The following is a 21,760-nucleotide window of genomic DNA, read 5'->3' on the forward strand; positions in this document are numbered from 1 at the left end:
ATGAATATGGCAACGAAAATGATGGCCAACGGAGTGAGTACAACCACAGCTCCCGGTACTGAACAATACGAAACTTTCTACTCTGCCCATCGTGGCAAGCGGATAAGCCGTGTGATGTACGACTACCGAGATACCGACAACGGGCTGTTCTCTTGTGTAGCTCCCACACTCGCCGAGTGCAGACGCAAGCGTGATGAATGGCTTAACAAAAAACATAACACTCAAAAATAAAGCACTATGGACAATCAGATAGCAGCAACCATACTCCAACAAATCGGAGGAAAGCGGTTTGTGGTAATGACCGGAAGTCACGACTTTATCAATCTCGGCAACGGATTGAGAATGAGCCTTAGCCGTAACAAGACATCGGCTAATCGCCTTGAAATCATCTATGACGCAGGCGCAGACCTCTACAATATGCGGTTCTACCGCCAATCGTTCAGCCGAAAGACATTTGAGGTCAAAATCAAGGACATCAAGACCTATGAAGGTGTCTATTGCGATATGCTTGAGGACATCTTTTCAGATGTAACCGGTATGCACCTTTATATATAAAAACATTATTTGCCAAATCGTAATATCAATGATTCGGTAAAATTTGAGGTTGTTCATCCTTGGCTAAGCCGCTAACTGAGCCAACCGATGATTTATTTTCTGAATTATTTTGATATGCGGAGATTTTCCGCAAGTCGAAATAATTGTTGAGGCGAGATAAGATTCAAACATAAGCCGTTTGAACTGCGCTACCGAAAGATCCGGATAATCCTTCCTTATGACCTCTTTGCAGACATTGAGGGCTGTGAAGGAAAGATTGAACGCAAAGTCAAGCCGCTTCCTGTCGCGGGTCTGCTGTGACTGAAGTCCGGTAAACTGCTTGGCATCGCGTATACCGAACTCAATCTGAAAGCGGGTGCGGTAGAAACCGATGATCTTTTCAGGCCTCATGTCGGTGTCGGTAGAGAAGTAAAGAAGAGGCTCTCCGTTTTCAACCGGACAGACCACGATACGGATGTCGCGTTTCAATGCCCTCGAATGTACGACCGCCGTGTGACATCGGGTTTTGATTCCTTTGGAATCCTCATATATGAATGAAGTGAACACGGACATATCAAGAGTTGAGAAATCCACTTTCTCTCCATACTTTTTCTTTCTGCCGCGTCTTCGCGGGGCGGAGGAATCCGGTATGGCCAGATACCTGAGATATGAATTGGCACGTAATCTCCCGACAAACCGGAATCCCATGCCAATCACCTCATTTACAAACTCATATTTGGAGAAAAAGGCATCGGCAACCAGAATATCCGTCAGTGAGAGCAGCTCTGCCGCCTTTGACCTGACAAGTGCCACATACCAGTCAAGCATTGACATTTGTTTCTCGGATTCAAGAGTCCTGAAGTTCGGAGACTGGACAGCACCGAGCATCACGCATGTATGTTTACTCAGACTTATTGCCCCAATTGCCATTATCTCCAGACCGCGTTTCACACGTTGTGCCACCCCTGACCAGAAACGGCCTATGCCATACGTCAGTCTGCCTGCTTTTGAAATGAACGACGGATCGATTGCCACTGCCATGTCATCGGCCGGCCCAAAACAATCCTGCGCCATACCTATGTTGACTTTCATCCAGTCTACGGATGTTTTGAAATTGGAAGCAAAGGTCTTGGCTGTACGACCGCCATAGCGCGACAGCCGGGTAAAATTGACTTTGCCCGGAATCAACGCTACAGTGCGTATTGTTAAAATCAGCCAGTTGAGGAACCTTTTGCTCATCTTGGTTGTAGTATTTTCAAATGCCGACTTACACCGAAAGGTGAAGTCTTTGAGAATCGCCAATACGTTCATACGCTAAGATTTTTATAATGAACGCTTTGGCGATTCATTTGTATTTGATAATTCGACATATTAACTTAAGTTTCACCTACTTCGGTAATTTTTACCGAATCATTGTAATATGACAAGTGGCGCGACCCTGTGATAGAGTTGCGCCACTGATTTTGTTAAAATTTCGGCCGCCACAGGCGGCTGGAGTTCATATTATTCTGATAATCCCAATTTATCGCTGATTTCATCTAATAATTTACACATATAATTATCTATTTCAGCTTCAGCGCAATTATTTAATGGCTGAGTTGGTGAATTAAGGAACTGAAAATCACTGAGTTTAGAATTTCTAAAAACAACATTGCTAATTTTTCGCACGCATATTGGAAATATGTGTGTACCATTAGCAGCTGCCTTTTTCAAAATAGGTGGCAATTCGTTATTAATTATAAAGTCAGATGCTACAAAATTGGGTGAAACCAACAGTATTGCGACACCACAACTTTGTAACGCAGCTTCAATCTCATCTTTCCACTTATCGCCAGTTTTAATTCTGGTGTCCGCCCATACATCAATTCCTCCAATAGTATTCGATATTGTTTTTAGAGAAAGAGTTACTGTATCAAGCCATTTTTTATCTTCATGAGAATAGCTGATAAAGATTCTATGCTTCTGCATATCATTACTTATGTTTTGAGTTTTATCTTCTTGAATTACACTCACTTTCGGATAAACCTTTCTTATAGAACGAATATTGCTCATAATTGAACGAATCTGCGTCTCACAAGGATTTCCGTTTATCCATAAATGCGACAGATTGATAAACAAAGGGTGGAGTGATAGTTTCTCAATTTTGTTGTGAGAGATAACCAAATATTTTATAGATGGAATGACTATTCCATCTATTGTAGTAATTAAATTATGTGATGCTATAAGTCTTTCTAAATTTATAAACTGAATTTGTTGAGGTAAAGTTTTAATTTGATTATGACTAACATCTAATGTCTTTAGAGCTTTCATTTTTCCAATCCACGCATGTATTTGGGTTATGCGATTGGATCTCAAATTCAACACTTTGAGTTTCTTTAGGCATGTAATCTCTTGTGGAATTGTAACGAGTTGATTGTTTGATAGATTTAACTTCCTTAAATTCTTGCACTTAAATACAATGTCCGGTATGGCAGAGAGATTTTCTCCTTGTAAATTTATCGATGTAACCTTCAAGAGATTTTTCCCCTGAAGAAATTCAGTTAATGGCTTTTTTAATTCACGCATATTCACTAACTTTGCAATACCGTCGAACTAAGGAGGATAGCGACGTTAAATAATGAATTTGGTCTGAAGGAACCAAATATGGGGTCTTCAAACCTACGGAATAGAGGACGGACAAGGGCATTGAACTTGGACGGACTTTAAGTCCAAAATTCAGCTTCGGCAACCTCTCACAAAATATCGTCCTGAAGGACATAGTATCCTGCTTTCCGGAAACACTACAAGGATACTTACAGCACTGGTCACCCTTTGGGGTGACCTTTTGCATATTCCTATATGTGAAGTGTTTTACCATAAATTGAAGCAGATATATTACAAAGTTACAAAAATTTAATGATACAACAATAATTAACGTAGCCGATATTGTTATGAAATATCGGCTATGTTATGTTTCATTCCATTACTTAATAAATAATAAGGTAATCTCTGTCATTCGGCGTTGGTGGAGTTGCTTGTGGAATTTACCTTTGTATCGGCAGTGGGCGGTGTATTCCTTGAAGATGTTTCGGTCGCCTCGGCGGAGTTTTTTCAGGATTGAGGATTTATTGACAACTCCGGGGCCGCAGTTATAGGCTAATGCTCCTAACAATACACTGTCTTTGCCATATTGGGAGTAAAGGGCGCAGAATTTGCGGAGGTCTTTGCGCAGTAGTGCGTCGGCTTGTGCCTCGGTCAGTTGCACACCTCGGCGATATGGCTCTCCCGGCTGTACGCAATGACCGTAGCCGATGTAGGGCCAATGTTTCGGGTGGTGCATCGTTTCAAATTTCTTGATTATCAATACTGCCCGCTCAAATAACGGCAACTCCATAATGCTACGCTTTGCGGCATGGGCGGGCGTTGCTGCCACAAGGGTCAGCAACGCCACAAAGAAGAACAGCAGCTTTTTCATCGTACAATCGGGGTTAATGTTCCGGGATTGATGGGCTGGATTGTAACCCCGCCGTCATCGTCGCTTTCGCTTTTCCCGTTGAACTCAAAGGTCTGCTCCCACGGGGTTGTGCCGAAATTATCTTCCACGACCACGAGGAATTTATGTGCATCGGAAGATTTTGCTGTGTAGTTCAGGCGGAATGTCTTGCTTTCGAGCAACACTCGGTCATTGTTAACCAGCACCGGGCTGTCAACGAGTTTGAGGGTTCCCTCACCGTCATACTGGAAATAGCGGATTGTGTAGAGGGTGTTGGTGTAGTTGCCTTCCGGCTGGATCTCAAAGCGCAATTCAACGGTCTGCCCCTTGACTATCTTTTCAGCGTAAGGCATTACCTCCACCGTGAAGGGGTAAGACTGTTGCACATCGAGATCGTCAGAACACGACGAAAAACAAACGGCGGTGAGGATTGCGGCAACGAGAGCCATAAAGCCGAAGTTATCGCGAAACGCTTTCGAGGCATCGAGAAAGAATCGGCGGGGAGTAAGGCGCATTGCGCCAATCTTATTGAAAATTGTAGTCATAATTGTATCAAAGTTTGAGTTTGGATTTAGTGGTTTTCTTTAGTTGGAAAGATTGCAGGTAATCGTTCACATCGTTGTACCCGGCATAAAGCGTTGAACGGTCGGATATTCTATCTCCATATCTATCACGCAGCTTGCCTAACGCATTGCGTCCGGCCTCGTCATTATCAAGATAGCATCGTATTGTTGCGAAGCTGTCAAGATGACGGTATGCACGATGAATGTTTGACACGGAATTGAGAACCAGCGCCGTTTCTTCACGCTGTTCACCGAGCTGTATCGCTGAAAGGCAGTCTATAAACCCTTCATAGATACAGCATATAGCGGGATTGCCCGCCACAAGGCTTACATCTTTTGGAGGTATGCACCCCTTGAAAAACTTGTTGCGTATCTCAAAGCCGCCGGAGATATTAGGAAAGCCGACTGCGTAATATGGCTTACCGTGAAGGTAATAGCCAATCTCATCACAGTGCGCTTTCGCGTTTTCCTCGCTGATACCACGGGATTTGAGATAGCCGAGCAGAAATCGGTTTGTCAGTTCACGTACCTCCACATCTTCAAATACAGGCTCATCAGGAATTGAGCGGAAAACCGGATGCTCAACCATCGGCATCTGAACATCAGCATTGTCAGCGATGTATTTTGCCTGCTGCTTGAAATCGCTTGTGCCGATTATTTCTCCGGCAAGGGTGAAAATATCGCCACCGACACCCGTGCCGAAATCATAGAACAGATTCTTTTCGGTGTTCAGCCGGAAAGATGGCTTATGTTCCTGACGGTATGGGGCGAAATAAGTCCATTCGTGTCCACGTTTCGCCGCCGGAGTATGCCCCAACCGCTGAAGAAATTCAGCGATTGGGATAGCTTTCAGTTCGGATATATCCATAGCTAAAAGAGTTTGAACCTGCGTTTGGGCTTATCCGGCGTTGCCTTTGGTAATGGCGGCAACTGGCGCATCGGCGGGTCTGGCTCATGGCGCACATTGATTTTGCGTGTAGCCGACAGCTGCGTTGCTATATACAGCAGCAGTTCTGAACGGTTGCACGAACCTGTCATTTCATAAGCAAGGTCATAGATTCCACCGCTGGCGCCTGATTTTGTATCGCGCCAAAGGTTTGTTTCAATATTGATAACCATTGTAGGCTCATGCCGGTCATCGTAGGGCGCATTATATGTTCTCAACACACCGTCTGCCGCCACCGGGCTGTCATAACCAAGAGCTTTCATAAACTCCGTTAACGGCACTTTCTTGGGGTCAAGGTCAATTATCATCGGCATAGGCTCATTCGATTATGAATTTGACACCGACACCATACTGTGTATGGAAATGGCCCGTTGAATTACCGAACACAAACCGCTCCTTCACATTGGCAGTCAAGGCTATTTTATCGGAGAGGTAGAAGTCTGCCTGAACTGTGAGTGCGCCGCCATATATGAAGGCATCGCCGTTGTGGAGCGTGGATCCGTCGGACAATACCGACTTTCCCCAGTTTACCGTTTCATATCCACCGAGAGCCGACACGCCACCATAGAGGTGGAAAGTCTGCGAGTAGTCGCTCAACAGGTGTAGGTTGTAGCCGACCTCGCCGGTGAACTCCGCCACGGGGATACGACCTTTATCTCCGTATGGTTTGTAAGTCTGGAGATACTCTCCGCCGAAAGTCCATGTGTTGGCGTTACCCTTGAACACGGAGTAATATACTCCGAAAGAATAGCCGCAGTTGCGGGAGTTGCCGGTATAAAAACCGTCTGCCATATTCGCCTTTATTTCCACGGCTGACATTCCGGGGAGGCATCGCTGGGCCATTGCCTGTCCTGTGAAAAGGGCAAGCATGGCAGCGAAAAGAATTATCGCTTTTCTCATTGGTTACTGGATTGAAAGTTCGTCAATTACATTGGCTCTCACAATATCCTCGTTCTCCACCACGAAAGACTGGTGGCGACCGCCTTCCTTTTCGGCGACCTCTATAACGAGCTGCTTGTCGTCAGGAATTGTGAATTTCTCCAAAGCGAACACGGTTCTTTCAGATGATTTGCCGTGTACGACAGTCACATAGTTCTGGGCGCGGAGCGGTTCAAGTACCTGTTCCTGCATGGCTGTCCGTTTGATAACTTTCTTGTCCACAATCTTGAACGACACAAAATCAATGTCGAAAGCGATGTTTGATGTGTTCTTCAGTTCGGTGTGGAAATAGAGCAAACCATTGTTGGTGTAGATTGATTTGAGAAGGAACTGGACACCGAAACGCTTGCTGCCGATATGCTTGATTTCGCGCTTGTTCTGCTTGTAGATAGATTTCATAATCAGCTTTACAAGCATAGGCGACTCCTGACCGAGTTTTTCCAGATAGATCTCCTGCGCGTTGTTGGGGCGGTTCACTGCCTCACCGTCATGGAGAAAGTCGGTCATCTCGATGTTGAGCAACAGCGGCTCTTTGGCGAATTTCACGTTGAATGAATAGTAGCTGCCATCTTCGGTAATTACCGAAAGGTTTGTTTCAGTCTTGAACGACTTGAAAGCCGATTTGACACGCAGCACGTTCTTTGCACCGTCGGCAAGTCCGGCGACGAGGTTCTCATTGCCGAGGTCAACATAGACAACCTCCGAAGGGAAGATGATGTGCGTCGTTTTCTCATACGCAACTTCCAGTGCGTGAGGCGGTATCATGCGGTCAAAGCCGACTTTACGGGTAAGACCGTCAAATTTGTCGCCGTCGGTGTAGTTCGCACCGTACACGTTCATGTCGTGTTCGGCGACCGTTTCAGTGTCAGACGACACGTTGTTATCGGTGTTTTTGGCTGTCTTGCCTTTGGCAAAAGCCGGGATTGCCATACCTATTACGGCAATGGCGGAAAGAATAACTGTTTTCAATTTCATCTTTAATTTGGATTTAGTGGGTTTGTTGTTGATGTTATTATTGATCTTCCGGCTGGTGGAGCATCACGCGGTATCCGGCTTTGAGGTGTACTTTGACGGTTCGCATCTTCTTTGTGAGGTATTGTGACACGCCGTTTATCAGTCCGCGCCCGACATCGGATGCTATCTGCGCTCCTGTATTGATGGAAATGTTGATTGAACTGCCCATAGTGTTGCCCATATTTGCCCCTATCTCATGTAGAGCGTCACTCTCCATTGACTGAGGGATATTGATACCCTCCTGACCGTCGGAATCATATACCTGCAACTCGACATCGTAGATTGAGCCTTCGCACTTGATTGATGTTATCTCAATTTCAAGGCGTTCTCCCTGAACACGACCACTCCCCACGATAGTGGTATTGCGTGGGATAAGGCGGTTGCCAATCCACATCGGCTCGGTAGTCCTCAATTTTACACTTTCACCGTCAATCACGCTTTGATTTCCGGCGACGACTGCGGAAATTGTGTTTTTGGTTGCTACCGATTTAACTCCTACCGAGGTATTGAAACCACGGCCGGCGGAAGAAGAATTGAGCGAGGACACCACATTGCGGCTGACTTGTGCCACGGGTTGGACATTGCGTTTACCTTTTTCCTCCGGTTGTGGCGGCGTCTGATGACCGCCACCACTGCCATTGCCCATATATTGCGCGGCAAGTTGATAGGAGCGTTCAAGCATTTCCATCTGATCCGGCTGCTGCGGTTGCTGTGCCATAGCGTTCTGCGCTTCAAGCTCGTCAATCCTCGCCTGTAACTCTGCCATCTGTGATGCCTCGGTATTCTCCGGAATAAAGAAATCATCGAGTGACGCCTGCACCTCTTGGTAGGTGGTTGCTGATGTTTGTATGGCTTGATTGTCGGGAGCAACCGTATCGGGCTGGACGGCAAGGTTCAGGTCGGACGATTGGCCGTTGGCTGAATCGAACAGCGATATATTCACGTTCTGCCGTTGCTTGGCGTCCTGTGCCGCCTGTTCCTCCATCAGTTTTGTCTTGTTGCCTTCTATACCGTCGCTGGATCCGTCGGGCAGCTCCATATTGGCCTTACCCGTATCGGTGCTTTCTTCCGAAAGTGCGCCGCCGAAGATAAGCCACAGACAGCCGAGAAATGAAATGAACAATGCCGGAAACACAATCAGATATTTCTTGCGCCATTGTTTCTGCGCTTCCGTCAAGGGTTTGCGCTCTGCGCTGCTCCCTCGCTTAAAAAAATCAAAGTTCATCGGCTATCGGTGTTAGGTTGTCGGATTTTACACTTTGCGGAATGTCAAGCGTTTTTATATGCTCAATCCTGTATTTCGCCGCATCGCCCTTGCCAATACGGTAACAGGCGTTGCCGAAAATGTAGAGCGTCGTCAGCATGAAGACGGTAAATGCGACAGCCACCACGCGAAAACGCTGCTTCCGGTCGAGTGCGTCACACTTGTTTTTTAGCCACACTTTCATGCGGCTCTTGGGGATATGCACCGCTTCGTTCAAGGCATGGCGCACACCGTCGGGAATAATTTTCATTTTTCTCATTATGACTTGGATTTAGTGATTTATCGTTTTACGGTTCTTATATCCTTGTTTTCAAGGATAGTGAAACCTTCTATCGTGAATCCGTTGGGATTGTCATCGGAGCGCGACGAGTTGAGCAGCTTGCACACTGTCACCAATGTACGTTCCGTCACATTGCTTTGGCGTATAATCAACTGACGTGCGTATGTCTTGGCGATGTACGGGTATTGGTTGAAATCGCATACCACGCTGTCAACCTGCGCGACTTGGTTGATGTTTCCGGCTATCACTCGGTTATAATATCCCTTTTCGGTAAAATCGGAATAATAGTTGTAGGCGCTCTTATCGGCGAGAATCAGGGCGCGGTTGATGTTATGCTCTATTGCCGATTTGTCGGGTGAGAGTGTAAAGAACAGTTCGTGAAAGCGTCTGACATGCTCCCGTGCCTCTGCCGGACGGTTCTGGCTCATATCCTGCGACAGGGCAAGCATAAGCGACTTGCCGTTGTCAAGGACATAAATCTTTTCACGCTGTTTCTCTGCAAACCGCAGCGAGAAAACCACCGATAATATTGCCACCAGTGAGCAAAGGCTCACCATGACTATTCCGAACAGCCTTATCTGCCGGAATGATGTTTCGATATTCTTTAATGATTTGAACTCCATTTAATCAGTGTTTAATTGTCATTTCAATAACTTTCCGGCTCTGCCTGCTACATTTCCGGCTACCGCTCCGCCGACACTGCCGGCCAATGACCCGGCCTGCATCGCAGTATTGTTGACCGCACGGTTATAGCTGCCCATGCCTCCGGCCTGAATAATCCAGTTGGATACCGTGGGGATTGTGAAATACCCCACAATGCCGATTATCATAAATAGTATATAGCAGGTATTTGAGCTGTCAAGATTGACATTCGGGTTGTTTGTCAGCTCTGAAATGTCGTTCTGCAACATCAGAACCTGTATCTTGGCGAGTATCGTGCTGAAAAGGTCTGCGACCGGGAGCCACAGGTAAGTCTGAATGTAACGGCATATCCATTGTACGAGGGTATTCTGGAATCCGTCCCAGACGGAGATCGCAAAACTTATGGGGCCGAGTATCGCCAGCACTATAAGGAAGAATGTGCGTATGGTGTCGATTGTGAGCGATGCGGCTTGGAACAGCATTTCAAGCAGCTCACGGAAAAAGTTGGAAATCGCCTTTTTCATTTTGTACATTCCACGCTCGATATACATTCCGGCGGCGGTGCCTACCTCGGTAACGCCCAACTCATCAATCTGCCTGTCAAACTCGGCATCGTCAACAAGGTAGGCTGTTGACGGGTCGCGCATCATGGCCTCATATTCCAGACGGTCTTTTTCCTCGCGGTATTTCTGCATGTCGAGCGTCTGCCCTTCGAGCATACTTGCCGTTCCTTGCACAATCGGTGACATTACGGAATTGATTGTGCCCAGAACTACCGTCGGGAAAAACATTATGCAGAATCCTATCACGAAAGGACGCAACAGCGGGAACACATCAATAGGCTCGGCCCGTGCCAGCGCTTGCCATATACGGTAGGCAACGAAGAACAGGGCGCCTAATCCGGCTATCCCCTGCGCCACACCCGACATATTCTCGCACAGCGGCATCATCTCATCGTAGAGCGACCGCAGTATGGTGTGCAGGTTGTTGAAATCTATTGAACAGAGCATAGGCATCACCAATACTTTTCACTTCCGTCACCGTAGAGAGCCACCACCCGCTTGGTGTCGGCTTTCTTCTGCGCACGGAGATATGACACACTTATATTCTTATTGGTGTAGTAGGCGGTGAGATTCTTCAAGCGTTTCATCTCCTTGTAGCAATCGTCCACCACGTCCATGCGGTCTTTGTCGGTCATCGACAGGGTGGTTATGTTCACCACATTCTTCAATTCGCCCAATACACCGTTGGCTTCTTCAAGAATACGGGTATAGCCGGAGGCGATGGCCGACAGTTCAGCCGAGGTGAAATTGGGGTCAGTGAGCATCTTCTGAAAGTTGTTCACATAGTAGCCGGAAATATTGCCGAGCATCAGGATTGTCTGCTGCACCTTGCGGGCATCGCGGACGAGGTTGTTCACCGATTGGAGAGCATCGTAATATTTCTTCGCCTGCTGGTAAATCTTGACGGTTTCCTGAAAGTTTTTCACCATGTGCGTGGCCGTCTGCGATTCCTGCACGAGTGATTTTGAGTTGTTTACGATGCTCTGCGCGATGTTTGACGGGTCAATTACCGTCCATTGCGCTTTTGCTTTTCCGGTGCCGAGCATCAGGCAAAGGAGGAAAAGCGGCAGCAGCCATCTGGTTTTGTTTCTTTTTTCAGTCATTTTATTTTGGATTTTGTGGTCGTTATGGTTTTATCGTATGCTTCTGGCGAATGTGATTATCATCTTCGCCACGGCGTAATAGACAAGGAGAACCGCGAATATCACGCCCATGATGATTTTCAGAATCTGTTTCAGGCATTTCATTTTCTTATTACTGTTTGTTGTTCCTTTCTTCCGCAAGCCTCTTGATTGCCGTTTCAATATCTCCGCCCAGGGTATCGGCAAGGCGCAGCACCTCGATCTTCTCCGTTTCCTCGGTGGTATAGGCAAGATACTCCTGCGGAGATACCTCCGTGGCATAGACGGCAGACTGTGTACCGCCAAGTCCGATCCATACCTCTTTATAAAGGCGGTTGGGATTGTTGGCGAGGTTGATGGACAGTATCTGTGCCTTTTCCTTATCGGTAAGTCCGAGCAACGACTGGATCTGGTCGAACTTGTTCATATACTTTCGCTGGTCGAGCAGTATCTTGCAGTCGGAGTTGTTTATGATTGAATCCTTGACAATGGGCGACGATATTATGTCGTCAACCTCCTGTGTCACAACCACGGCCTCGCCGAAATACTTGCGGACGGTCTTGTAGAGGTATTTCACATAGGAAGCCATATTCGATGATGCTATGGCTTTCCACGCTTCCTCAATCAGAATCATCTTGCGCACACCTTTCAGACGGCGCATTTTGTTGATGAAAAGCTCCATGATTATGATTGTAGTCACCGGGAACAGAATCGGGTGGTCTTTCAGCTTGTCAATCTCAAAGACGATAAAACGGCGGTTGAGCAGGTCTATCTGCTTATCGGAGTTCAGCAGGTAGTCATATTCGCCGCCTTTGTAATACGGCTCAAGCACGTTCAGGAAACTGTCAATGTCAAAGTCCTTTTCACGATACTTTTTTTCGGCAAGTATCCGGCGGTAATCGCCGCGCACATATTCATAGAAAGAGTTGAACGACGGCACAACGGATTCATCGGCTTTCATTCGGTCAATGAACAGCGACAGAGCTGTGGAGATGGCATTTTCCTCGCCACGGGACGCCTCCTCGTTGCCTTTCTTCCAGAGTGTTAGAAGGAGCGTCTTGATACTCTCTTTCTTTTCGATGTCAAACACCCCGTCTTCGGTATAGAACGGATTGAATGAAATCGGATCGTTCTCATCGTAAGTCAGATATATGCCGTCTTTGCCACGGGTCTTGCGGTTGATAAGTCCGCACAGTCCTTCGTAGGAATTGCCGGTGTCAATCAGCACTATGTGGGTGCCCTGTTCATAATACTGCCTTACCATGTGGTTGGTGAAAAAGGATTTTCCGCTACCCGACGGGCCAAGAATGAATTTGTTGCGGTTTGTAGTTATACCACGTTTCATAGGCTCATCGGATATGTCAAGGTGCAGCGGCTTACCCGTAAGCCTGTCAACCATCTTTATGCCGAATGGCGACAAGGAGGAACGGTAGTTAGTTTCCGCCGTGAAGAAGCAGATAGCAGGTTCAAGAAATGTGTAGAAACTTTCCTCGGCAGGAAAATCAGCCTCATTGCCCGGTATCGCCGCCCAGTAGAGTGTCGGGCAGTCTATGGTGTTGTGCCGTGGCATACACCCCATTACCGCAAGCTGGCTCCCGACATCGTTCTTGACCCTGCGCAGTTCATCGGCATCTTCGCTCCATGCTATCACATTGAAATGTGCCCTTACTGAAATAAGTCCGTATGAACGGGCCTCGTTCAGATAGCGGTCTATCCACTCGGCATTTATGGCGTTGCCACGGGAGTAGCGCGACAGCGACACCATATTTCGCGCGGTCTTTTCAAACCGCTGGAGGTTTTCCTCGCTGTCATCAATCAGCACATATTGGTTGTAAATGTGGTTGCAAGGCAGGAGCAACCCGACGGGAGAGGCGAATGACAGGCGACAATCTGAACGGTCGGTGGAGAGCCTTTCAAATCGGCTGTCGGTAGCAACCTTTGCCGGAAGATCATCGGTGTCTGACAATGTGTGAAGACACAGCAACTTGTCGCCCACGCGCATTGATTTCGCCGACAAATCAATATCTTCAAGGCAGGTCACATCTTCCATTGACAGTGAAAGGTACTTTTCCAGCAGCCCCGACCGGGTATCGGTGCCGAGAATATCATCGTCCGGCATACGGGCAAGCCGTATAAGTCCGGTGTCGTTGATAATCCGCTCGAACTGCTCCACAGCTTCCATAAACTTGGTGACCGTTTCGCGGTTAACCTCTTTCGGTATGATACGTCCGCGGCAGAGCGTGGAGAAATTGGATTGCTGTCGCATACGCTCCCTTGTGGTTTTTGTGAGGAACAGATAACAGCGGTGTGCCATATACGGACGCTCGTTGAAATGCCGTTCAAAAGAGCGGTCGAGAAAGGATAGATTCTCCTTTGCAAGTTCAGGCGAATATCTCTCCGTAACGAACCAATCCTGCTTATGCACGACGCTGAAATTTGGCAGCACCTTCATCGCCTTGCACCATGCCGAGTGCATAGCCTCATATTCAGCGGATGTGACCGTGAACAGTTCGGGCAGAGTTACCTCGAAGGCTACGGTAATGTCTGCGTCTTTGGAAATCAGACAGCCATTCTCAACCGAGAGTATGGGCAGCTTGCTTTCAAGTGTTGTGGCTTTAAGCGTGTTTCTCATTTTGCACCTCCTTTCTGCGTCGGCCCACAATGCGGGTGAGCCGACGCCGGTTTATGATGTAGCGGGGATGGTATTTGACGGCGGCGACTTTCATAAGCCCGTATCTTCCGTATCTGGCATTGAGCCTGAATGTCAGCGCCACCAATGCCGTGGCTGACACGGCACCGAAGCCTATGCAGACCCATTGCGGAATTCCGCACATATACATCACCACGAAAAGCACGAACAATGCCAGCAGTCCGGCGGCGGAGATAAACAGATACTGCGCTTTAAGCCCTTTGTATTCCACCGTTTCGCCAATCCCCTTGTTAATGGAGTATTCCATGACGACGGGGATCAGAGGAAGAAGGAACGGAGAATTGTCGCGGCCACGATAAGGAAGATGCAGGCGCCGAACCACGATGCGGCGGTTTTGCTCGTGTCGGGGTCGCCGGAGCTGAACTTGGAATAAACCTTGATACCGCCGATAAGTCCGACGACAGCGCCGATGGCATACACCAGTTTGGTGCCGGGGTCAAAATATCCACTCACCATAGAGGTGGCTTCGTTGATACCTGCCATACCGTTACCGGCGGCAAATGAATTGATTACGGTTGCTGCTACGAACAGCGCGAAAAGAATTTTTCTCTTTGTCATAATTTGTCTTGTTTTTGTGTGGCGGAGCAAAATTGCCCCGCCACGGATTTTTGGATGGATTCAGTGGTAAGTGTGTTTCGGGAGGGTCGGCCAACGGTGTCAGCCATAGTCAAATTTTGTCATTTGAAGTTTTAGATTAGGTCTTCAGGATTGAAACTTGCCAGATCATCGGCGATGGTAAACGGCTTTTCCGTTTTCTTTGCCGCAGTAGCCGGTTTGGGTACTGGCGCAGTTTTGGGCGCGGGGGTCTTACGCTTGGGAACGCTTTTGCCATGTTGAGCCAGTTCAGCGCGAAAACTTTCCTTGATACAGCGCATTACGCCGCGTTCTATATCCTTGTCGGTCATAAGACGCTCCATAAGTTCGGTATCCCTTACCTCATCGAGTATCTTTCCGGCTTTCGCCTGTTGCTCCGGGGTTGCGTCGGGGTTCATCGCCGTATTCACGGAATCTTCGATTTCGTGCATCGTGGCGCATTTCGCTCCCTGCGGTGACACTATGTCGGGATCGGCATCATCTATACGGTCGTCCTGAAACGCCTCGTCAACCTCGTTGCCTTCGAGCGTGGGGGATTTTTTCTCCTTTTCCTCCTTTTCAGCTGGTGTTTGTTCCTCGGCGGCGTTTTCTTCCTCATCTTCGGCGAACACAACGTGTTCAGGCTGCACCTCTCCGATAACGGCCTGCAATGCTATGGGCACCGCTTTTGCAATTGCCGCCTGTACCGCTGCCTCAATCTGCGAATAGTCAAGTTTGCTCCTGCCTATTCCGGCCTGCGGTGCTTCATTTTCAGGTTCTTCATCTTCGGGCGGCTGTGACGGTTCGGGCGGAGCTGCACTGTCGGAGTTGCGGTGCATCATGCGGTTGTTGGATACCACAAGATACAGCACCGCGCCGATGTTTGACAATGCCACCGCTCCCACTATGATTGATACGAGTGTTGTCATAACGCGGTCTTGATGTTGCCCCGGTTGGTGAGTTCGTTGATTACATCGCGGTTAGTCATCAGATGATCGACCAGCACGTTGGTGACGAAAGCGCCTATCGTCAAATCCGGCACATCAAAAAGTGCCACGATTTTGGCGAGCTTGTCAACCAGCTCACGGGGTACGAAGATACCTTTGCGGCAACCGACAACTGCCGGCACAAGGTATTCGGATGAATACTGTTCGATTTCGGTTTCTTCGGGATTGTTGGTCTTGGTGTTGACCTCGCCCATGTGCCGGGCACATACATGGAGGTCGCAGAATCTTGTCTTTGTCATTGTCTGTCAGAGTTTGGTGTTTGCTACTTTTTTATATAGGCTCTGGATCACATCATCGAATGTCTTGAAATGCTCTTCAAGCACATTGTATATGTATCCGGCAATGGTGGTATCCTCGCTGAACAGTATCAGCATCTTCTGGATCTTGCGGCGATGCTCGTTGCATACGGAGATTTGGCGACCTCGCTTTGCGACCGATGTATATTCGCTGTCGGCTACGAAAGTGCGGATAAATTTTTCTTCCGCCGTGGATAAATCAAGGTCGATAATCTCTTTTGCAATTTCCATTTTCGACACCTTTTCTCCGTCTGTCACATTTTCGGTCTTGCTGTCGTCACTGTCATTTTCCTGCATGGGTTTCTTGACAGAATGGAATGTCGGCATGGCATCTTCGCGGAATGATTCTATAAAATCATCGGCGTTAAAGTTTTCCTCTTTCTTTGCCATAGACTAAACTTTGATTATGTTCCTTATTTCTGAGACGAGGGCTTCAAGGTTGGTGCCTTTCATCAGCCGTTTGTCAGGTGGTAGCATCGTGGAACGGAACATACCCGTCCGCCCGACCTGCTGACCGTCCTTTGCAAACTTTGTGCTGTTCACCATCACTGTGTCGAGGGAGTGCAGCCCTAATGTGGCGGCGTACCTGTCTATGGTTTCACACAGTTTTGTCTTCTCCCTTGACGGAATTTTGTTCCAGACGAGGTTCACGGCTTTAAGCCGGGTGTTTCCGGTGGTGAGCATCTTGTTCTGCACATGGTTTGCGAATGTCAGGGAGCTTGTCATTTCTCCCGTTTCAGTCGTGATCGGCACGAAGATATAATCCATCTGCGCCAACAGGCCCACTATGTGACGGTTGTTGATTGTACCTGTGATGTCAAAAAACACCACTGCCGGCTCATGCCCTTCGGCAATATAATCCTTCGCCACCTGCACCGCATCTTCCGGCGGTGTCAAGAGTATGCGATATAGCTTTCTCTTGAATTTCTGGAAAAAGGAGTGTGTCAGTTTTTTCAGATAGGGATTCTCCGCCACCACCGTAAAGTCATGTTTCCGGTAGGTGTCAAGCGTGTGCTGCGGATGGTCGCAGTCAACAGCGAGAATCTCTATCCCCTCGTTGTAGTAGAGGTAACTCGCCACAAGTGTGGTCAGAGTTGACTTGCCCACGCCACCCTTCTGGGTAGCGAAAGCGACGAATTTCGGTTCGCTCATAAATCTTGGGGATTTGGGTTTGACAAATTGTTTTTTTCGGGCACACATGATACCCGTGCCGTGCTGTTATGGATAAGTCAGCGGCGGCGTTTTCCTGACTACGTTCAACCGGTCTTATTATATATGTGTAGTCAGCGGAATGGACGTGTGAGCATCAATATATCCGTCTGTATGGCTGATTGCAGGAATGTTCATTCATCTATTCACACATACACTCTTTCATCTGTATGAACATTCATTTAATCATTCACACGTTAAGACATTCATCTGTTCACTTGTTCATCTGTTCATTCATACATACCTGCAAGCAGATGAATGAACGTGCGTAAGCACATTGTTACAACTGAAAGTTCGGACAGATATTCAGGTTTATGAATGGTTGATTGAGCCTGTGAATGTCTGTCGGCTCATCGCTCGTTTCATTCAGTCATCTGTCTGACCGTCTTTGCAAATGAAACGACGGCTGAATGAAAAAAGATTATCACCACCGCGTTATTCCCCAAGATTCCGCAGACTTTCCCCAACATTCCCCAACAATAATTATTTCAGGAACTTAACCACTGCCTTACATTGTTATAATATTGCTTCACGCACTTGCACATCTACTGCGGATGTGACGCTGTTTCAGACCTGAAAACTCGGCTGCATCGGTAAGAACCGGCACCGGGCAGTCCTGTTTTTGGTCGAGATGTACTGACGGTGTACTGTTTTTGAAGGATACCGTTCCTGCATCGCTCTGTATTCCATTTACTTATAAATTGAATGTCAACATTGACATAGCAAGGTATGTTTATCGGCACTCACAACTGACATTGTGCCTATAAACCCTTGCCATGTGCATGGAGCAGGTCACACCTCCAAAGTCGGTGTGCCAAAGATAAAAACTGCTTCCGGCAGTAATACAAATCCACTAAATCCATTTTATTATGAAAGAAAATTTCAACCATGGCGGGCGACCGCCTAAACTGAATCCGGCTGTGTACCGCTATGTCGTGCGGTTTGACGCGGCTGAAAACTCCGCTTTCCTTGCGATGTTCGACAAGGCGCAGGCCCTTAACAAAGCATCTTTCATCAAAAATCTCATATTCGGAAAGCCGTTCAAGGTGTTCATCGTCGATGAAAACACCCGTGTTTTCATTGACAAGCTGTCCTCCCTCAATTCTCTTTACCGTACTTTGGGAGTGGATTACGACCTTCTGGTAAAGACACTCCGGGAGAATTTCACCGAAAAGAAGGCTATGGCTGCTCTCTACAAACTTGAACAGCTTACCGTGGAGCTGGTGAAACTGAACAGGGAGATTGTGGCACTCGCACGGAAATTTGACGAGCAATGGTCGCAAAAATATCGTTAGGAAATTCCATTTACGGCGCTCTGGCCTACAATGCGGAAAAGATAAACAAGGAGAAAGGGCGGCTGCTCGATACCAACAAGATTTACAACGACGGCAGCGGCTCTGTAAATATCCATAAGGCCCACGAGGATTTCAAGAGGTGGATGCCCACGGCAACCCGCACCGAGAAACCGATGGTTCATATATCCCTCAATCCGCACCCCGACGATCACCCGACCGATGCGGAGCTGACGCAGATTGCTCGTGAATATATGGAGAAAATGGGATTTGGCGATATGCCTTTCTTAATTTTCAAGCACGAGGATATTGAGCGGCACCACGTTCACATCGTGGCTCTGCGTGTCAAGACGGACGGCACCTGTATTTCCGACCGCAACAACTTTTACCGCAGTAAGGATATTTGCCGGGAGTTGGAGAAGAAATACAATCTTCGCCCGTCGGAACGTGAGAAGATTTCGCCCGATACTCCGATTAGGAAGATTGACATTTCCGGCGATATGAAACGGCAGGTTGCCAATACCGTGAAAATGGTCGGTATGCGCTACAAATTCCAGACGCTTGGTGAGTTCAACGCCATACTGTCATTATATAATGTAAAGGCGGAGCAGACCGACGGACGGGTTAACGGCCGTGAGTATCACGGATTGGTATATTTCGCTACCGATGACAGCGGCAATGTTGTCGCCAGTCCGTTCAAGGCTTCACGACTCGGCAAGTTCGCCAGCCGTACCGCCATTGACAACAGGTTTGTGCGGGCGAAAGACAGGATTGATGTAAACCCGACAAGAACAATCGTCGCCGATGCGCTTGCCCAATCCTCCAATAAGGAGGAATTTATCGCTCGGCTCAAAGCGGCGAGGATAGATGTGCTTTTCAGATACACGGAGGAAGGACGCATCTACGGTGTCACTTTCATAGACCACAACACTATGACGGTACTTAATGGTTCTCGCCTCGGCAAAGACTATTCGGCCAACGCATTTGAACGACGGTTCAATGGTGAGCAAACGCAGCCTGATATGCCCGTGGTTATTCCGGTCACAGATACTCAAACTCCGGACGCTGACACCTCCACTCCGAATGATACAACATCATCGGCTCCCGAAGGCACATCGCAGACGCAGAATCCTACACCGCAGCCTGCGGAGCATCATTCAGACAACGACATGCCCGAATTGCCAGGTCTTTACCTGTTCCATGTCGGGCCCGGATATGATGCGCAGGAAGATGCGTTCTACCGAGCTATGCGCCGTAAGAAAAAGAAGGGTCGCAGACCTAAATTATAAACTCAAAAACAATTCCCTACTATTATGTCACAACAGGAAGATGACCTCAGGGCACTGGCGAAAATCATGGATTTTCTCCGTGCCATAAGCATAATACTTGTGGTTACCAATGTCTATTGGTTCTGCCACAGCACTTTTGAACAATGGGGTACAACCATCGGTGTGGTCGATAAAATCCTGCACGGATTTGACCGCACATCGGGCTTGTACCACAGTATCCACAATTCCAAACTCTTTGCCCTGCTGTTGCTGGCTCTCTCTTGTCTGGGCACAAAAGGCGTGAAGAATGAAGGCGTGGAATGGAAAACAATCTGGATTTTCCTCGGCGTCGGGCTTGCGCTGTTCTTCCTTAATTGGTGGATACCTGCCGACACCGCAAGCACGTTCCGCACATCATCTTACATCATTACCTCCGGGTGCGGTTTCGCCTGTATCCTTATGGCTGGAACATGGATAAGCCGCTTGCTCAAAAATAATATGATGGACGATGTTTTCAACAACGAGAATGAAAGTTTTCAGCAGGAAACACGCCTTTTGACTAACGAGTATTCCATAAATCTGCCGACACGTTTCTACTACAAGAAACGGTGGAACAAAGGGTGGATAAATGTGGTTAACCCGTTCCGCGCCTCGATAGTCCTCGGCACTCCCGGTTCGGGCAAGTCATACGCCATCATCAATAATTTCATTAAGCAGCAGATTGAAAAGGGCTTCGGGCTATATCTGTATGACTACAAATTCCCGGATCTGACGATGATTGCCTACAATCACATGCTGACACATCAGAAAGGTTACGGCGATAATCCGCCCTCTTTCTATGTGATAAATTTTGATGATCCGGAACACTCGCACCGTTGCAATCCGATACACCCCGATTTTATGTCGGATATTGCCGACGCCTATGAATCGGCCTATACAATAATGCTCAACTTGAACCGCTCGTGGGTGCAGAAACAGGGCGATTTCTTTGTTGAATCCCCGATTGTATTGTTCGCTGCAATAATCTGGTATCTCAAAATTTACGAGAATGGAAAATACTGTACTTTTCCTCATGCGATTGAATTCCTTAACCGTCGTTACGAGGATATTTTTCCAATACTTACCAGCTATCCGCAGCTTGAAAACTATCTGTCGCCGTTTATGGACGCATGGTTGGGCGGGGCTGCCGAACAGCTTGCCGGGCAGATTGCATCGGCTAAAATCCCGCTTTCCCGTATGATTTCACCGCAGTTGTATTGGGTTATGACGGGCGATGATTTCACACTCGACATCAATAATCCCAAAGAGCCGAAGATTCTTTGCGTCGGCAACAATCCCGACCGCCAGAATATCTACGGCGCGGCACTCGGTCTGTATAACAGCCGAATTGTCAAGTTGATAAACAAGAAAGGTATGCTTAAATCCGGCGTTATCATAGATGAATTGCCGACCATATATTTTAAGGGGCTGGACAATCTTATTGCCACAGCCCGCAGCAACAAGGTTGCGGTGTGCCTCGGATTTCAGGATTTCTCCCAGCTAAAACGCGATTATGGCGACAAGGAGGCATCGGTTGTGATGAACACCGTCGGCAATATTTTCGCAGGTCAAGTAGTAGGCGAAACGGCCAAGTCGCTGTCGGAGCGTTTCGGCAAGGTGTTGCAGAAACGGCAGTCAATCTCTATCAACCGTCAGGATGTTTCAACCTCGTTCAACACACAGATGGATTCGCTGATACCGCCGAGCAAAATATCCACGCTGACGCAGGGCATATTTGTCGGAGCGGTGTCGGATAACTTTGATGAACGGATAGACCAGAAGATTTTCCACGCCGAGATTGTTGTTGACAACAAGCGTGTGGCGGCGGAAACAAAAGCCTATAAACCGCTGCCTGTAATCACTGATTTCAAAGACCCCACGCCTGAACGGAAAGGCATGAAGGCAGCGATACAGGCAAACTACGACCGCATCAAGCGGGAGGTAATTGAGATTGTGGAAAAAGAGAAGCAGCGCATTGCGGCTGACCCCTCTCTGCGCCATCTTCTTCACCTCAAATAATCGGCTCCA

Annotated in this window: 25 protein-coding genes; 5 read left to right on the forward strand and 20 right to left on the reverse strand. The window is 47.8% G+C overall.

Translation table 11 applies throughout. The annotated features are described in order from the left end of the window. The first annotated feature begins 6 nt into the window (after positions 1–6). Both HU824_RS09425 and HU824_RS09430 read left to right on the forward strand, forming a co-directional pair. Positions 7–231 carry a DUF3873 domain-containing protein gene (locus HU824_RS09425; RefSeq protein ID WP_160246483.1) on the forward strand — a complete coding sequence of 75 codons (225 nt, stop codon included), beginning with the start codon at positions 7–9 and terminating at the stop codon, positions 229–231. 6 nt (positions 232–237) lie between these two features. Next, on the forward strand, positions 238–555 hold the full coding sequence (locus HU824_RS09430) for a hypothetical protein (RefSeq protein ID WP_148464657.1): 318 nt from the start codon (positions 238–240) through the stop codon (positions 553–555). A gap of 63 nt (positions 556–618) precedes the next feature. Here HU824_RS09430 and HU824_RS09435 read toward each other — a convergent pair whose 3' ends face one another. The 20 genes from HU824_RS09435 to HU824_RS09530 form a co-directional block, all read right to left on the reverse strand. Then, on the reverse strand, positions 619–1,845 hold the full coding sequence (locus HU824_RS09435) for a transposase (protein WP_176468707.1): 1,227 nt from the start codon (positions 1,843–1,845) through the stop codon (positions 619–621). Between the two features lie 192 nt (positions 1,846–2,037). Continuing rightward, entirely contained in the window at positions 2,038–3,099 is a 1,062-nt protein-coding gene (locus tag HU824_RS09440) for a leucine-rich repeat domain-containing protein (protein ID WP_160246482.1), read from the reverse strand. A gap of 397 nt (positions 3,100–3,496) precedes the next feature. Beyond that, on the reverse strand, positions 3,497–3,988 hold the full coding sequence (locus tag HU824_RS09445) for a glycoside hydrolase family protein (protein WP_176468708.1): 492 nt from the start codon (positions 3,986–3,988) through the stop codon (positions 3,497–3,499). Next, on the reverse strand, positions 3,985–4,551 hold the full coding sequence (locus HU824_RS09450; protein WP_255260493.1) for a DUF3872 domain-containing protein: 567 nt from the start codon (positions 4,549–4,551) through the stop codon (positions 3,985–3,987). Before HU824_RS09450 ends, HU824_RS09445 begins: the two co-directional genes overlap by 4 nt. Positions 4,552–4,558: 7 nt before the next feature. Then, the gene (locus tag HU824_RS09455; protein WP_160247907.1) at positions 4,559–5,437 is read right to left on the reverse strand and encodes a toprim domain-containing protein; all 879 of its coding nucleotides are present in this window, start codon (positions 5,435–5,437) and stop codon (positions 4,559–4,561) included. A 2-nt stretch (positions 5,438–5,439) separates the two neighbouring features. Further along, a complete protein-coding gene (locus HU824_RS09460) occupies positions 5,440–5,829 on the reverse strand; it encodes a hypothetical protein (RefSeq protein ID WP_160247908.1) in 390 nt (129 codons plus the stop codon). Positions 5,830–5,833: 4 nt separating this feature from the next. Then, positions 5,834–6,415 (reverse strand): conjugal transfer protein TraO, encoded by a 582-nt coding sequence (locus HU824_RS09465; RefSeq protein WP_160247909.1) that lies wholly within the window; start codon positions 6,413–6,415, stop codon positions 5,834–5,836. A 3-nt stretch (positions 6,416–6,418) separates the two neighbouring features. Further along, entirely contained in the window at positions 6,419–7,429 is a 1,011-nt protein-coding gene (traN, locus tag HU824_RS09470; RefSeq protein ID WP_255260494.1) for a conjugative transposon protein TraN, read from the reverse strand. A gap of 37 nt (positions 7,430–7,466) precedes the next feature. Continuing rightward, positions 7,467–8,693, reverse strand: a complete 1,227-nt coding sequence (gene traM, locus HU824_RS09475) for a conjugative transposon protein TraM (protein WP_176468709.1) — start codon at positions 8,691–8,693, stop codon at positions 7,467–7,469. Next, positions 8,683–8,991, reverse strand: coding sequence for a TraL conjugative transposon family protein (locus HU824_RS09480; protein WP_176468710.1), 309 nt, complete (start codon positions 8,989–8,991; stop codon positions 8,683–8,685). Before HU824_RS09480 ends, traM begins: the two co-directional genes overlap by 11 nt. A gap of 20 nt (positions 8,992–9,011) precedes the next feature. Continuing rightward, positions 9,012–9,635 (reverse strand): conjugative transposon protein TraK, encoded by a 624-nt coding sequence (gene traK / locus HU824_RS09485; protein WP_160247663.1) that lies wholly within the window; start codon positions 9,633–9,635, stop codon positions 9,012–9,014. Between the two features lie 18 nt (positions 9,636–9,653). Continuing rightward, positions 9,654–10,652, reverse strand: coding sequence for a conjugative transposon protein TraJ (gene traJ, locus HU824_RS09490; protein ID WP_121697938.1), 999 nt, complete (start codon positions 10,650–10,652; stop codon positions 9,654–9,656). 17 nt (positions 10,653–10,669) lie between these two features. Continuing rightward, a complete protein-coding gene (locus tag HU824_RS09495; protein WP_121697911.1) occupies positions 10,670–11,320 on the reverse strand; it encodes a DUF4141 domain-containing protein in 651 nt (216 codons plus the stop codon). Between the two features lie 151 nt (positions 11,321–11,471). Continuing rightward, positions 11,472–13,970: a TraG family conjugative transposon ATPase gene (locus HU824_RS09500; protein ID WP_176468711.1), complete on the reverse strand. Its 2,499-nt coding sequence runs from the start codon at positions 13,968–13,970 to the stop codon at positions 11,472–11,474. Further along, positions 13,954–14,295: a DUF4133 domain-containing protein gene (locus HU824_RS09505; protein ID WP_172481980.1), complete on the reverse strand. Its 342-nt coding sequence runs from the start codon at positions 14,293–14,295 to the stop codon at positions 13,954–13,956. The genes HU824_RS09500 and HU824_RS09505 overlap by 17 nt, the downstream gene beginning before the upstream one ends. Before the next feature lie 11 nt (positions 14,296–14,306). Beyond that, positions 14,307–14,606 carry a DUF4134 domain-containing protein gene (locus tag HU824_RS09510; RefSeq protein ID WP_121697908.1) on the reverse strand — a complete coding sequence of 100 codons (300 nt, stop codon included), beginning with the start codon at positions 14,604–14,606 and terminating at the stop codon, positions 14,307–14,309. A gap of 131 nt (positions 14,607–14,737) precedes the next feature. After that, positions 14,738–15,550 carry a hypothetical protein gene (locus HU824_RS09515; RefSeq protein ID WP_176468712.1) on the reverse strand — a complete coding sequence of 271 codons (813 nt, stop codon included), beginning with the start codon at positions 15,548–15,550 and terminating at the stop codon, positions 14,738–14,740. Beyond that, positions 15,547–15,867, reverse strand: coding sequence for a DUF3408 domain-containing protein (locus tag HU824_RS09520; RefSeq protein ID WP_176468713.1), 321 nt, complete (start codon positions 15,865–15,867; stop codon positions 15,547–15,549). Before HU824_RS09520 ends, HU824_RS09515 begins: the two co-directional genes overlap by 4 nt. 6 nt (positions 15,868–15,873) lie before the next feature. After that, on the reverse strand, positions 15,874–16,314 hold the full coding sequence (locus HU824_RS09525) for a DUF3408 domain-containing protein (protein ID WP_176468714.1): 441 nt from the start codon (positions 16,312–16,314) through the stop codon (positions 15,874–15,876). 3 nt (positions 16,315–16,317) lie between these two features. Beyond that, positions 16,318–17,076 (reverse strand): ParA family protein, encoded by a 759-nt coding sequence (locus tag HU824_RS09530; RefSeq protein WP_176468715.1) that lies wholly within the window; start codon positions 17,074–17,076, stop codon positions 16,318–16,320. A gap of 926 nt (positions 17,077–18,002) precedes the next feature. Between HU824_RS09530 and mobA the strand changes: the two genes are divergently transcribed. From mobA to mobC, 3 genes are read left to right on the forward strand one after another with little or no spacing between them, the layout of a single operon-like run. Continuing rightward, complete coding sequence (gene mobA / locus HU824_RS09535) at positions 18,003–18,428, forward strand: conjugal transfer protein MobA (protein ID WP_176468716.1); 426 nt, start codon at positions 18,003–18,005, stop codon at positions 18,426–18,428. Further along, positions 18,407–19,714: a conjugal transfer protein MobB gene (mobB, locus tag HU824_RS09540; protein ID WP_176468717.1), complete on the forward strand. Its 1,308-nt coding sequence runs from the start codon at positions 18,407–18,409 to the stop codon at positions 19,712–19,714. The genes mobA and mobB overlap by 22 nt, the downstream gene beginning before the upstream one ends. A gap of 24 nt (positions 19,715–19,738) precedes the next feature. Continuing rightward, the gene (gene mobC / locus HU824_RS09545) at positions 19,739–21,751 is read left to right on the forward strand and encodes a conjugal transfer protein MobC (protein WP_176468718.1); all 2,013 of its coding nucleotides are present in this window, start codon (positions 19,739–19,741) and stop codon (positions 21,749–21,751) included. Positions 21,752–21,760: the final 9 nt, after the last annotated feature.

Origin of the sequence: Bacteroides sp. L10-4, assembly GCF_013373675.1 — a bacterium.
Taxonomy (GTDB): Bacteria; Bacteroidota; Bacteroidia; order Bacteroidales; family Bacteroidaceae; genus Bacteroides; species Bacteroides muris.

Coding starts and splice junctions, on each gene's coding strand:
- HU824_RS09425 (WP_160246483.1), top strand. CDS start 7: ATGGCAACGAAAATGATGGCCAACGGAGTGAGTACAACCACAGCTCCC.
- HU824_RS09430 (WP_148464657.1), top strand. CDS start 238: ATGGACAATCAGATAGCAGCAACCATACTCCAACAAATCGGAGGAAAG.
- HU824_RS09435 (WP_176468707.1), bottom strand. CDS start 1,845: ATGAACGTATTGGCGATTCTCAAAGACTTCACCTTTCGGTGTAAGTCG.
- HU824_RS09440 (WP_160246482.1), bottom strand. CDS start 3,099: ATGCGTGAATTAAAAAAGCCATTAACTGAATTTCTTCAGGGGAAAAAT.
- HU824_RS09445 (WP_176468708.1), bottom strand. CDS start 3,988: ATGAAAAAGCTGCTGTTCTTCTTTGTGGCGTTGCTGACCCTTGTGGCA.
- HU824_RS09450 (WP_255260493.1), bottom strand. CDS start 4,551: ATGACTACAATTTTCAATAAGATTGGCGCAATGCGCCTTACTCCCCGC.
- HU824_RS09455 (WP_160247907.1), bottom strand. CDS start 5,437: ATGGATATATCCGAACTGAAAGCTATCCCAATCGCTGAATTTCTTCAG.
- HU824_RS09460 (WP_160247908.1), bottom strand. CDS start 5,829: ATGCCGATGATAATTGACCTTGACCCCAAGAAAGTGCCGTTAACGGAG.
- HU824_RS09465 (WP_160247909.1), bottom strand. CDS start 6,415: ATGAGAAAAGCGATAATTCTTTTCGCTGCCATGCTTGCCCTTTTCACA.
- traN (WP_255260494.1), bottom strand. CDS start 7,429: ATGAAATTGAAAACAGTTATTCTTTCCGCCATTGCCGTAATAGGTATG.
- traM (WP_176468709.1), bottom strand. CDS start 8,693: ATGAACTTTGATTTTTTTAAGCGAGGGAGCAGCGCAGAGCGCAAACCC.
- HU824_RS09480 (WP_176468710.1), bottom strand. CDS start 8,991: ATGAGAAAAATGAAAATTATTCCCGACGGTGTGCGCCATGCCTTGAAC.
- traK (WP_160247663.1), bottom strand. CDS start 9,635: ATGGAGTTCAAATCATTAAAGAATATCGAAACATCATTCCGGCAGATA.
- HU824_RS09495 (WP_121697911.1), bottom strand. CDS start 11,320: ATGACTGAAAAAAGAAACAAAACCAGATGGCTGCTGCCGCTTTTCCTC.
- HU824_RS09500 (WP_176468711.1), bottom strand. CDS start 13,970: ATGAGAAACACGCTTAAAGCCACAACACTTGAAAGCAAGCTGCCCATA.
- HU824_RS09505 (WP_172481980.1), bottom strand. CDS start 14,295: ATGGAATACTCCATTAACAAGGGGATTGGCGAAACGGTGGAATACAAA.
- HU824_RS09510 (WP_121697908.1), bottom strand. CDS start 14,606: ATGACAAAGAGAAAAATTCTTTTCGCGCTGTTCGTAGCAGCAACCGTA.
- HU824_RS09515 (WP_176468712.1), bottom strand. CDS start 15,550: ATGACAACACTCGTATCAATCATAGTGGGAGCGGTGGCATTGTCAAAC.
- HU824_RS09520 (WP_176468713.1), bottom strand. CDS start 15,867: ATGACAAAGACAAGATTCTGCGACCTCCATGTATGTGCCCGGCACATG.
- HU824_RS09525 (WP_176468714.1), bottom strand. CDS start 16,314: ATGGCAAAGAAAGAGGAAAACTTTAACGCCGATGATTTTATAGAATCA.
- HU824_RS09530 (WP_176468715.1), bottom strand. CDS start 17,076: ATGAGCGAACCGAAATTCGTCGCTTTCGCTACCCAGAAGGGTGGCGTG.
- mobA (WP_176468716.1), top strand. CDS start 18,003: ATGAAAGAAAATTTCAACCATGGCGGGCGACCGCCTAAACTGAATCCG.
- mobB (WP_176468717.1), top strand. CDS start 18,407: ATGGTCGCAAAAATATCGTTAGGAAATTCCATTTACGGCGCTCTGGCC.
- mobC (WP_176468718.1), top strand. CDS start 19,739: ATGTCACAACAGGAAGATGACCTCAGGGCACTGGCGAAAATCATGGAT.